The following is a 12,101-nucleotide window of genomic DNA, read 5'->3' on the forward strand; positions in this document are numbered from 1 at the left end:
AACGTGTTATGTCGGTCAATACAGCCAAGCAAGAAGCCCAAGCCATCGTCGAAGAGTTCTCATTCTTTGATGATTGGGAGGATCGCTATCAATTACTGATCGATCAAGGTCGTAAATTAGGGGATTTTCCAGCGCAATATCGAGATGACGATCACCGGCTTCGGGGCTGTCAGTCAGTTGTCTATTTTGCTACCGAACGGCAGGCAGATAACAGGATTGTTTTTATGGCTGAATCGGATGCCGCTATTGTGCAGGGGTTGGTGGCACTTTTGCTTCGGGTTTACTCTGGTCGTGAGGCTAGTGAAATACGTGATACAGAGGCCGATTTTCTAACCGAGATAGGGCTTGATTCACATCTATCGGCAACGCGTAAAAACGGGCTTGCCAGCATGTTAGGCGCGATTAAAGCGGCTGCAGGCTAAACATCATCCTAGTGATTGAGATTTTATGGTTTGGATGATGCCTAGTTTGGGGCGCGTTCGGCACGTGGTGTTCGCCCATAGCATTCGCGGTAGCATTTTGAAAAATGCGACGCTGAAACAAACCCACAGGCAAGCGCAACTGACAGAATCGACATTGATGTTTGGCGTAACAGATGTCGGGCGCGCGCCAGCCGCAAATTCAGATAATAACGCGTTGGCGTGGTGTTCAGGTATTTTCTGAATAAACGCTCAAGTTGGCGTGTTGACAGGTTTGTGATGCGTGCAATTGATGTTTGTGCCAGTGGTTCTTCGAGATTGTCTTCCATCGTTTTGACTACGGCCAGTAATTTTGGATGACTGACGCCAATTCGTGAGCGTAACTCCATACGCTGGTGGTCGGTTGGTTCGCGTATCCGGTCATGTATGAATTGGTCTGATACTTCGGCAGCAAGTTGCGAACCATGCGTTTGCGTGATCAAATTAAGCATCATATCAAGGGCTGCTGTTCCCCCCGAACATGTGACTCTGGTGCCATCAACCTCGAACAGGTCATTGGTAATTTCCAGTTCGGGAAACTCTTCGGCCAGACCGTCAATATTTTCCCAGTGAATAGTACAGCGTCGCCCCTCAAGCAAACCTGCTGCGGCCATGACATAGGTGCCTGTGCAAATGGCCCCAATTACGGCGCCATTTCGGTCAAGGCGGCGGACCATATTCAGTACCGATTTGTCAGTGTTGGCGCGCACATTAACACCAGCACAAACGAATACCATGCGGCAGTTTTGCAGAATATCAGACGCGCCATCACATGAAATGATGACACCATTACTAGCTTTGCTGGGATTTCCATCAACACTAGCGATAACCCAGTCGAAAAGCTCTTTGTTGCTTTGGCGGTTGGCTTGGCGTAAAGGCTCAATTGCAGCTGAAAAAGCAAGCATTGAAAAGTCATTTAAAAGTAAAAAGCCAATCTTTTGCGCTGCGCTCTGATCGTCATTTCGCAAAAGAGTTCTTATGGTTTGTTCGCTCATCAATGGTATCCTTCAAAGCGGCGGGACTTAGCCCTTATATGAACATCACCCTATGGGGTATTTACCGTAAACCAAATAAAAAAGTATAAATAAAGGCTATTTTTGACGTAAAAATTAGCAGTTAAGAAGTCAGATCGACTTTTTCTGGGTGATATTGCTTTGACTGCACATTTTTCAATCTTTAGTGGCTATGGTATCGGCATCATAATTTTGCTACATAGCAACACATGAAATCGACACATTCTATCCATATACCGGAATCGATTACCAGCACCGCTAATGCCGAAGTAAAATTTCTGCGCGCCTTGCATGAACGCAAATATCGGCGGCAGTCAGGCTGGTTTTTGGCTGAAGGAACGCGCATATGCAATGAAGCTGTGGCACTTGGCTGGGAAATGCACAGGCTGGCATTTCTGGGAGGCCGAGAAAACGAGCCGCATGTGCGCAGTTTGCTGGATGCACTTGATCATGAAGATGGGCGGGCTTTACCGATGTCGGAAAAGCTTTTGCAACGAATCAGCCGGAAAGATAATCCACAAATGCTTCTTGGAGCTTTTCGCCAGAAATGGGTTGATTTAGATAGTATTTACCCTGATCTGTCGCGGCCATGGATTGCCCTTGATCGGGTTCGTGATCCAGGCAATCTGGGAACGATCATGCGCAGTGCAGATGCGGTAGGTGCCAAAGGCATCATTCTGATCGACGACTGCACAGACCCCTATTCGGTTGAAGCGGTTCGCGCATCCATGGGGGCAATATTTAATGTTGAGATTGCGCAATGTAATCAATCAGATTTTCTTGAATTCACCCAGCGCTGGATAGGCAATCAAGGGCAGATTATTGGCACTGCTTTGCCAGCATCGATCGATTATCGTGAAGCTGATTATAGAGGCGCTTTAATGATTTTAATGGGCAATGAGCAAGCAGGTTTGCCGCCGACGTTGATGCAAGCTTGCACGCAGTTGATACGTCTGCCCATGCTGGGTCGATCGGACTCGTTGAATCTGGCAGTGGCAACAGGCATTACATTATATGAGGCGTTGCGCCACAAACGCTAAGCCATCTATCAGCTAGCGCGCCAGCGCGCAAAATTCGCCTGCGAGACCACCCGTGGTGCAAGCTGCCCTTTGAGGGTCTCTTCCTGCACTGCCAGTTCGCCTGAAGTAATAGTCCCGCCAAGGCCGTTTACGGCCTCAGCCATAGCATAATGTGCGACCAGTGATGATGCGCGAATAGCATAAATAGTCAGCACCATGAACAGTGGGTTGTCGGACAGCAAATTCCTGCATGCCTTTAGCAAAGCTGGCATATCTTCTTCAATGCGCCAGAATTCACCTTTGGGGCCGCGGCCATATTTTGGGGGGTCCATAATAATTCCATCATAGCGGCGTCCCCGTCTGATTTCACGTTCGACAAAACGCATCGCATCATCAGTGATGAAGCGGATAGGTGCATTTTGCAAGTCCGACGCGTCGCGATTTTCAAAAGCTTGAGCCACGGCTTTTTTACTGGCGTCAAGATGGGTAACATCTGCACCGGCGGCGGCGGCATGCAAACTTGCAACACCCGAATAGGCAAACAGGTTCAATATACGTGGCGGCGTATCGGGCTGGCGTGAAATACGCTGTTTGATGGCATCAGCACACCAGTTCCAATGCGCGGCCTGTTCCGGGAAAAAGCCAAGATGACGAAACGGCGTTGGCCGCGCAAAAAAGCGCAAATTCTGATAGGTAACTAGCCACTCTGACGGGAGATCATTTTGTAATTTCCAGCCACCACCTTCACCACTGTCAGCCTCGCTATGGCTGGCGATAAAGGTGCCATCGGCTTTCCATTCGCTTTCATCAAGCCGCGGTGACCACATGGCTTGGGGTTCAGGGCGAATAAAACGGTATTTCCCAAATCGTTCTAACTTGCGCTGATTACCGCTATCAATAAGCGCATAATCATGCCAGTGATTGCTGGTCACAATTGCAGGCTGTGGTATGCAAGATAGGTCTGTTTTAATGATGTTGTCTGATTGCGTGTCTGCCATGAAGCGAGATATTGCCGACTGCGTCTGATGATTGCAAGCGCGTAAATATGAAACGAACTGAATAGTCAAAAACCCATTTTGCTATATTTTTAGATATTTTTTCCATGTTTTGTAGATTTGTGTTAGAAAAAAGCAATCTTTTTGCGTTTTGGTTACGTTCTTGGCGCCAATTTTGCTCAAAACTAATGGAATTCTCATCATGGATAAAACAGACAGAAAAATTCTTGCCGAACTTCAAGAAAACGCTGCTCAGCCCGTTGCCGATATTGCGCGCAAGGTTGGCTTGTCGGTGACACCGTGCTGGCGCCGAATACAGCGCATGGAGGAAGTTGGCCTGATCCGCAAACGTGTTGCCTTGCTGGATCCACAGAAAATGGGTGTTGGCATGTCGGTCTTTGTGGCCGTGCGCACCGACAAACATAATGCTGACTGGCTCAAAAATTTTGCTGATATGGTTGCGGACATGCCTGAAGTTGTGGAGTTTTACAGGATGAGTGGCGAGGTTGATTATCTGCTTAGGGTTGTGGTGCCCGATATGAAGGCCTACGATCGGTTTTACCGGACATTGATTGCAAATGTTGAACTCACCGATGTCAGCTCATCCTTTGCGATGGAAGAAATAAAATATACCACTGCTTTGCCTTTGCCAGAGATCGATAATGCCAATTGATGTAAAAAAAAATGTTGGGGGTAAAACCTGCCTTGTTTTCAGGGATAAGCTTTTGTTACCTTCTGAAGGGTTTATTAAATCGCATTATATGAGTTTTGATCGGTTAAATCCTGTCTATCTAGCAAATAAAATTGGTTGGCGTGCCGATGAGTTGGAGGGTGCAAAGCATCTGACAGCGCGCACAATGTTAGGCGCGTCGATTTTCAAGCAAACTGGATTTTCACTGTCATATAAATCATTGGAGGCTCTCAGGCCGCAGGTTCTTCATGCGCATTTTGGCCGTGGGGGGGCGTTGGCTTTGCCAGTTGCACAGCGGTTAAATATTCCACTTTATGTGACCTATCATGGTGGTGATGCAACCAAATTTACACATGAGCGCAAACGGTTTTTGCCGACTATATATCAAAGGCGGCTGGCGGCACTTCAAGCATATGCTAACGGATTTTTATGCGTGTCAGATTTTGTGGCAAAACGGCTGGAGGCACAGGGCTTTCCCAAACATAAGCTGGTAACCCATTATATCGGAATTGATCTCGCAGATATGCAACCCCCGACACCAAGAGAGGGCCGGTTATTGTTCATTGGCCGGCTGGTAGGTAAAAAGGGCGTCAATGTTCTGCTGACAGCGATGCGTGCGCTTCACCAAAGTGGTGAAACCGGTATTGTAAAAGGTCTTGATATTGCAGGCACTGGTCCAGATGCAGACCATCTTCGTGAGATGGCAATCGGGATTCCCAATATATCATTTCTGGGTTGGCAGACACCCGAACAACTGGCGCTACGGATGCGGTCATGTAGTGCTGTCGTTGTGCCAAGTCACCAAGCGCCGAATGGAGACTGTGAAGGTCTGCCGACGGTGATACTCGAAGCTATACGTGCTGGATGCCCTGTGATTGCTTCGAATCATGCGGGCATTCCCGAAATTATCAACGATAATGTGAGTGGCATTCTGGCACTAGAAAATGACAGCGACTCCTTGGTAACTGCGCTAAGACGCTTTGCATCAATGGCTGATGTGCCAGCAATGGTCGCAAAAGCCCAGCGCCGTTTGCGCGCAGAATTTGATGCGGCAACTCAGTCAGCCAAGTTACAGGGGATGTTGGCTTCACATTACGCGCCGACTAAACCGCCAAATCTATTTGCATGATTTATAGTTGAATATAGGTTGATCTTACTTCGGTATAGGCCTCAATGGCATAAATGCTGTTTTCCCGCCCAAAACCAGAATTCTTGGCGCCGCCAAAAGACAGTCCCGGTGGCAAAATATTAAAAGTGTTCACCCAGACATTGCCTGACTCAAGCTGGCCAGCAACACGATGCGCGCGTGCCAGATCCTTTGTCATAAGGCCAGCGCCAAGACCAAATTTAGTATCATTGGCACGGGTGATAGCTTCATCTTCAGTTTTGAAGGTGAGAACTGACATAACCGGACCAAATATTTCTTCACGGACAACGCGCATATCGTCTGTGCAGTTTGTCAAAATTGTTGGCTCCATGAAATAACCGTTTTCAAACCCTTGCGGTTGCACGCGGTTACCTCCTGTGGCAATGGTGGCGCCCTCGTTACGCCCAATTTCAACATAATCAAGAACGCGCGCCAGATGTTTTTCAGAAATCAGGGCACCCATCTGGACATCGGTAGCCATTGGATCGCCAACGCGCATGGCACTGGCCTTTTCAACCATTGCGGCGACAAAGTCATCAGCAATCGAGTCTTGGACGAAAACGCGGGTGCCATTCGAACAAACCTCGCCGGCGGTATAGAAATTGGCATCAAGCGCGGTTTGAACTGCCAGATCAAAGTCACAATCATCAAACACGATAAGAGGTGACTTACCACCAAGCTCCAAGGTGACCTTTTTTAAGGATGATGCGCTTTGTGCCATAATCAGCTTGCCTGTTTCCACACCACCTGTGAGGGAAATCTTGGCAATGCCAGGATGTTCACAAATGGCCTGACCAATCCGGTAGTCCCCATGGATAACCTGAAAAAGGCCATCAGGCAGTCCCGCTTCGTGGAACAGTTCGGCGATGCGTTGACCGCTGAGGGGGGTTTCTTCTGACGGTTTTAGGATAAAGGCATTTCCTGTTGCCAGCGCTGGCGCGGCTTTCCAGCATGCAATCTGTACCGGATAGTTCCATGCGCCAATACCAGCGCAAACCCCAAGCGGGATACGCTCAGAATATCCGATGGCATCTTCCCAGCTAAAATGATCGCCTGTCATGGTTGCCGTTAGGGACGCGAAATAATCAAGCGCGTCGGGGCCGCTTGGCACATCGGCTGATACCGCTTCGCTGAATAACTTGCCAACATCCTTTACCTCAAGGCGTGCGAGCTCATCATTAGCTTCACGCATCAAATTGGCTGCCTTGTGCAGTATCCGCCCTCGTTCGGCACGGTCGATTCGCGCCCATGATTTTTGCGCGGCTGTTGCGGCGGCAACCGCCTGATCCAGCATTTGATTTGTGGCGGGTTCTATATGGGCGATAATTTCACCAGTTGCCGGATATCGTTTCTCGATTGGCGATTCGCCACTGGCAACGGGGCTACCTGCGATTATGGACTGGCATCTCTGCATAGCTCTGTGACCTTCTTAAATGTCATTCTGTTGGTATTTATGGCGTTGTGCCCTGTGTTCTGGCAGCAAAATTTTGAGTCAACAAATTCTCTGACATCAGCCTTTGCCGATTATGCATCAAATGTCAATTCTGGTGCATGCCTGACAGATCAATATTGGGCTGGACAAAATGCGGATTTTAACGGCACCCTGACACTATGTGAAACATACGCCAGTTAAAGATTGCGAAACAGGCGGGGAGGTAAGCTGATGTCAAAAATAGCTGTTGATCTTGATGAAGCGCGCTGTGATCTAGCTGCGATTTTCCGTTGGACCGCGCGTGAAAACATGCATGAAGGTATTGCTAATCACTTTTCTTATGCTGTCTCAGATGATGGCCAGCAATTCTTGATGAATCCCTATGGTGTGCATTTTTCGAAAATGAAAGCTAGCGATCTGCTGTTACTTGACACAGGCAAGTCAGCCAAGGAACAAGGTGACAATATTGATCCAACAGCATGGGCAATCCACGGCGCGATGCATCGCAATAACCCGCAGGCACGTTGTATCGTGCATCTGCATACGCATTATGCAACGGCTCTTAGCGCTTTAAAAGATCCATCCTTGCCAGCAATTGACCAGACGACATGCCGTTATCACGACAGAGTTGCAATCGATATGGGGTTTGACGGTATGGGGCTTGATGATGAAGCAGAGCGACTATCAACCTTGCTTGGCAACAGGCGCATTATGATGATGGGAAGCCATGGTTTGATGACGGTGGCCGAGACGCCATCACTGGCATTTGACCTTGCTTATCATTACGAACGCGGGTGTCGCACATATATCACCGCATTGTCATCTGGCCTGCCATTAGCGTATATTTCCGACGATGTGGCCGAAAAGACGGCATCGCAATGGGAAAATTATGATGGTGACGTAGAGGCACATCTGACGGCGATACGTGCCATTCTTGATGAGGAAGAACCTGAATATCGCAATTAAACTCTCGTCCCTTTTCTCATTCTAAAATAAATTTTCACAATATGAAGGGCGTATGGTTAATATATAATTGTGTAAGAGGTAGGTGTTCCCTTTGGTCGAGAAAAGCTTTACTCTTGTTGCAACTTATCAAATTTAATAAAAAATGTCGATTCTAGGTTATTAGGGGTGGTTATCGCCTCTTAAGGTTGTAAGAATAGTTAATGTCGTATTTGGGAATGTCCCATTTATGGTTGGTTAAAAGAAAACAAATTAATTTCAAGGAGAGTAATCCGATGAAAAAAATACTGATTTCAGCAGCTGTAGTTGCTGGTGTGGCGTTTGGTATGAATGGGCAGGCAAATGCAGCTTGCGGTGAATTCCAAATGTCAGATATGAATTGGCCCTCAGCTACATTGATGGCTAATGTTGACAAAATCATTTTGGAAGAGGGTTTTGGCTGTAAAATTGAGCTAATCCCTGGCGCTACAACAGCCACATTTGCGACAATGAATGAAAAAGGCCAACCCCATGTTGCTGCAGAGTTGTGGACAAATGCGGTTTCTGTTGAGCTTGAAAAAGCCATGTCAGAGGGCAGGTTGCACTCAGCAATTAAAGGCCCAATCACTGAACTTGGTGAGGGTTGGTGGGTAACGCCAGGTACACTTAAGCGTAACCCAGAATTCAAAACAGTTTTGGACATTTTGGAGCGTCCAGACTTATTCCCTGACAAAGAAGATCCCTCAAAAGGAGCATTTATTGGTTGCCCAGCAGGTTGGGGTTGCCAACTGTCTAACCAACAACTGTTTAAAGCATTTGAGATGGAGAAAAAAGGTTGGGTGCTGGTTGATCCAGGGTCACAAGCTGGCCTAGATGCTTCAATGGCAAAAGCAGCTCAGCGTGATCAAAACTGGTTGGGTTACTACTGGTCTCCAACGGCACCAGTCGGCAAATACGAGATGCAGCTGATGGATTTTGGCGTTCCGTTTGTTGGGCATGACCACTGGAACAGCTGTATTGCTTTGGGGCCAGAAAAATGTGCTGATCCAAAGCCATCTGCTTGGACAGAATCTGTTGTTCAGACGGTTGTTACACCTGAAATCAAGTCAATGCCTGATGTGATGACATATTTCAGCAGTCGTATCTACCCTGGGCCTATCATGAACGGCATGCTGGTTTATATGGAAGAAAATCAGGCTACAGGCCCAGACGCTGCGCTTGAGTTCTTGGACCAGCATCAGGACATCTGGACCAAGTGGGTGTCAGCAGACGTTGCAGCAAAAGTGAAAAAATCACTCTAAGCTATTAATTTTGTGAGCGTAGCCAAACTTTCGGCTGCGCTCATTTTATTTGGGGGAAAAAATGCTTGAATTTTTCACTGATTTTCCGGACATGTCTCGCCGAGACTTGAGGGACTTTAAACTGTCTATTGATGGTACCTTTCGTGAGTTTTCCAGAGCTAACGGTGAAGCCATTGAAGGTTTTTTTGATCCCCTTTTATGGTTTTTGATTTGGCTTGAGAAATTACTAGTGGCCACGCCGTGGCCTTTTATTTTGCTCATTGTGGGTGGACTTGCCTACCTTGGTTCGAGAAGTTGGAAGCTAGCTGTTGGATCTATGATCAGCTTTATACTGATTGGATATTTTGGAATGTGGGAAGACACAATGTCGACAATTGCCCTCATTTCAGTCGCCACACTTTTATGTGTAGCCATAGGAATGCCCCTGGGGATTTGGATGGCGAAATCTGATAGAGTTCAGTCGGTAATCACTCCAATACTAGATGTTATGCAAACCATACCTATTTTTGTTTATTTGTTGCCAGTGTTGATGCTGCTAGGCATTGGTAAAGTGCCTGGGCTCATTGCGGTGTGTGTTTACGCGATGCCTCCTATGGTTCGACTTACGAATCTTGGAATTCGACTAGTTGACAAAGATGTTTTAGAGGCTGCAAACGCTTTTGGCGCAAATGACAGACAAAAACTTTTTGGAGTCCAGATACCTCTTGCGCTTCCAAACATATTTGCTGGTATTAATCAGACCATTATGATGGCTTTGGCGATGGTAGTTATTGCTTCAATGATTGGCGTACGCGGACTGGGCATACCTGTTTTGCAAGCAATTCAAAATCAATACCTTGCCCTTGGTTTTATGAATGGGTTAGCAATCGTAGGTCTTGCCATTATTTTTGACCGGGTCTCACAAAAATATGGAAAGCGGTTGCAGCAGCACCGAGGGGGACATGACCATGGCTGATATTAAAATCAAAATCAAAAATTTGTATAAGGTTTTTGGAAAAAGGCCTGATAAAGCTATGCCACTTGTCAGACAAGGTGTGTCTAAGCAAGAACTGCTGGACGAGCATCAGCATGTTCTTGGTTTGTCAGACATTAACATTGATATTCCTGAAAAGCGTATTCACGTCATAATGGGACTATCAGGCTCAGGCAAATCAACTTTGATTCGACATATTAATCGCCTCATTGAACCTACTGATGGCCATGTGCTCGTTGATGGTGAGGATGTTATGCAAATGTCATCAAACGATTTGATGCATTTCCGTCGTTTTAAAGCATCAATGGTTTTTCAAAAATTTGCTCTCCTACCACACCGAAATGTTGCCCAGAATGCTGCTTATGGTTTAACAGTTCAGGGCGTAGAAGAGAAAGAAGCAGTGGAGCGAAGCCAGCGTTGGTTGGAACGTGTTGGTTTGGGTGGTTTTGAAAAACATTTTCCTGCTCAGCTTTCGGGTGGAATGCAACAACGTGTTGGGTTGGCTCGGGCCTTAGCAACTGATGCTGAGATATTGCTTATGGATGAAGCATTCTCAGCGCTTGATCCACTTATTCGCAACGACATGCAAAGTATTCTTCTTGATCTTCAGAAGGAACTGCATAAAACCATCGTATTTATTACACACGATCTAGATGAAGCTCTAAGGATTGGCGATCAAATATCAATTCTACGTGATGGAGCTGTTATTCAGGATGGCGACCCTCAGAACATTATTATGGAGCCAGCTGATGACTATATTGCCGATTTCATAAAGGATATAAATCGTGGCCGAGTTATCAAAGTATCCACCTTGATGACAAAAGCAGGACGTGTATCAGGTCCCAAATTTCAGTCGACAGCTTTGCTTGAAGATGCGTTGACAACGATGAGTGAGTTGAAAACTGATAGTGGTGCAGTTGTTAATAGTGCTGGCAAGGTTATCGGTAAAATAACCATGCAAGATGCGATTCTGGCCATGGCTCGTCCACGCCGTGAAGAAACGGGGACACGTTACAAGTGAGCACTTTATTACTTGAATTGGATGCGATTTATAAGCTCATTGAAGATGTCATGACAGAGAATGGTTGTGATGCCGCAAATGCTGCTGCGCTTGCGGATATCATGACACGTGCCGAACGTGACGGGTCGCATTCACATGGTCTGTTCCGTGTGCCGGGTTACGTTAAAGCACTTCGAAGTGGAAAGGTTAATGGTAAGGCAAAACCGACAGTCAATAAAATAACACCGGCGGTTATTCAAGTTGATGGACATGGCTGTTTTGCCCCCATAGCCCAGGCTGCCGGTTTGCCGATTTTGGCTGACGCTGCGAAAGAGGTTGGCATCGGTGCTCTATCACTGATTGGTGTTCACCATTTTGCTTCATTATGGCCTGAAACCGAATATCTGGCTGACCGTGGATTGGTTGGCATCGCCTGTACCGCCTATATGCCCGCGGTGGCGCCCGCCGGATCAACAACCGCTTTGTTTGGCACAAATCCGATTTCCTTTGCTTGGCCGCGTCCGGGGGCAACGCCGATTGTATATGATATGGCTACGGCATCGATGGCGATGGGTGATATTCAGATCGCCGCACGCGACGGCCGCTCGGTGCCAATAGGAACTGGGCTTGACGCTGATGGTAACCCGACGACTGATCCGGCTGCAATTGCAAAGGGCGTGTTATTGCCGTTTGGCGGCTATAAAGGATCAGCGATTTCAATGATGGTCGAATTGCTGGCAGCTGGCCTGACAGGCGAACAATTCAGCTTTGAAGCCAAAGAAAATGATAATGGAGATGGTGGGCCTGCTCGTGGCGGTGAAATGATCCTTGCCATGTCGCCAGATATCATCGCAGGACCTGACTGGCCAGAACATGTCGAAGGATTTGTTGAAAAGCTCAACACGATGGATGGAGTTCGACTACCAGGTGTACGGCGACATAATAACCGTCTTGATAAAGGCCCCCGCAAGGTTAATGCTACGCTTCTGGAAACAATTGAGGCGCTTAAAGTTTAGTCATTGATAATGCGCCGACATCGTTATCTAATTTTAAAGTCTAACTCTTGACCATCCGGCATACCCATTTTGATGTTTGTCCAGACCAGTAATTTGGGATTAGTATTTTATTGA

12 protein-coding genes are annotated in these 12,101 nt (G+C 47.1%); 9 read left to right on the forward strand and 3 right to left on the reverse strand.

The window, feature by feature from the left end; all coding sequences use genetic code 11:
• The first annotated feature begins 8 nt into the window (after positions 1-8).
• Positions 9-422, forward strand: coding sequence for a SufE family protein (locus ABNT28_RS00105; RefSeq protein ID WP_348720803.1), 414 nt, complete (start codon positions 9-11; stop codon positions 420-422).
• 41 nt (positions 423-463) lie between these two features.
• On the opposite strand, the gene ABNT28_RS00110 is transcribed toward ABNT28_RS00105, so the two are convergent.
• Positions 464-1,453 carry a GlxA family transcriptional regulator gene (locus tag ABNT28_RS00110; RefSeq protein WP_332923887.1) on the reverse strand — a complete coding sequence of 330 codons (990 nt, stop codon included), beginning with the start codon at positions 1,451-1,453 and terminating at the stop codon, positions 464-466.
• A gap of 227 nt (positions 1,454-1,680) precedes the next feature.
• On the opposite strand from ABNT28_RS00110, the gene ABNT28_RS00115 reads away from it, so the two are divergent.
• Complete coding sequence (locus tag ABNT28_RS00115) at positions 1,681-2,511, forward strand: RNA methyltransferase (protein ID WP_332923886.1); 831 nt, start codon at positions 1,681-1,683, stop codon at positions 2,509-2,511.
• 8 nt (positions 2,512-2,519) lie between these two features.
• On the opposite strand, the gene ABNT28_RS00120 is transcribed toward ABNT28_RS00115, so the two are convergent.
• Positions 2,520-3,488, reverse strand: a complete 969-nt coding sequence (locus tag ABNT28_RS00120) for a class I SAM-dependent methyltransferase (RefSeq protein WP_332923885.1) — start codon at positions 3,486-3,488, stop codon at positions 2,520-2,522.
• 199 nt (positions 3,489-3,687) lie between these two features.
• On the opposite strand from ABNT28_RS00120, the gene ABNT28_RS00125 reads away from it, so the two are divergent.
• Entirely contained in the window at positions 3,688-4,158 is a 471-nt protein-coding gene (locus tag ABNT28_RS00125) for an Lrp/AsnC family transcriptional regulator (RefSeq protein WP_332923884.1), read from the forward strand.
• Positions 4,148-5,305 (forward strand): glycosyltransferase, encoded by a 1,158-nt coding sequence (locus tag ABNT28_RS00130; protein ID WP_332923883.1) that lies wholly within the window; start codon positions 4,148-4,150, stop codon positions 5,303-5,305. The genes ABNT28_RS00125 and ABNT28_RS00130 overlap by 11 nt, the downstream gene beginning before the upstream one ends.
• A 1-nt stretch (position 5,306) precedes the next feature.
• On the opposite strand, the gene betB is transcribed toward ABNT28_RS00130, so the two are convergent.
• The gene (gene betB / locus ABNT28_RS00135; RefSeq protein ID WP_348720804.1) at positions 5,307-6,737 is read right to left on the reverse strand and encodes a betaine-aldehyde dehydrogenase; all 1,431 of its coding nucleotides are present in this window, start codon (positions 6,735-6,737) and stop codon (positions 5,307-5,309) included.
• A gap of 249 nt (positions 6,738-6,986) precedes the next feature.
• Between betB and ABNT28_RS00140 the strand changes: the two genes are divergently transcribed.
• The 5 genes from ABNT28_RS00140 (at position 6,987) to ABNT28_RS00160 (ending at position 11,987) form a co-directional block, all read left to right on the forward strand.
• Positions 6,987-7,721 (forward strand): class II aldolase/adducin family protein, encoded by a 735-nt coding sequence (locus ABNT28_RS00140; RefSeq protein WP_332923881.1) that lies wholly within the window; start codon positions 6,987-6,989, stop codon positions 7,719-7,721.
• Between the two features lie 272 nt (positions 7,722-7,993).
• Positions 7,994-8,998, forward strand: coding sequence for a glycine betaine ABC transporter substrate-binding protein (locus ABNT28_RS00145; RefSeq protein ID WP_332923880.1), 1,005 nt, complete (start codon positions 7,994-7,996; stop codon positions 8,996-8,998).
• A 61-nt stretch (positions 8,999-9,059) separates the two neighbouring features.
• Positions 9,060-9,953, forward strand: coding sequence for a proline/glycine betaine ABC transporter permease (locus ABNT28_RS00150; RefSeq protein ID WP_332923879.1), 894 nt, complete (start codon positions 9,060-9,062; stop codon positions 9,951-9,953).
• Entirely contained in the window at positions 9,946-10,992 is a 1,047-nt protein-coding gene (locus tag ABNT28_RS00155) for a betaine/proline/choline family ABC transporter ATP-binding protein (protein WP_332923878.1), read from the forward strand. Before ABNT28_RS00150 ends, ABNT28_RS00155 begins: the two co-directional genes overlap by 8 nt.
• Positions 10,989-11,987: an Ldh family oxidoreductase gene (locus ABNT28_RS00160; protein WP_332923877.1), complete on the forward strand. Its 999-nt coding sequence runs from the start codon at positions 10,989-10,991 to the stop codon at positions 11,985-11,987. The genes ABNT28_RS00155 and ABNT28_RS00160 overlap by 4 nt, the downstream gene beginning before the upstream one ends.
• Positions 11,988-12,101: the final 114 nt, after the last annotated feature.

Origin of the sequence: uncultured Candidatus Puniceispirillum sp., assembly GCF_963979125.1 — a bacterium.
Lineage (GTDB): Bacteria > Pseudomonadota > Alphaproteobacteria > Puniceispirillales > Puniceispirillaceae > Puniceispirillum.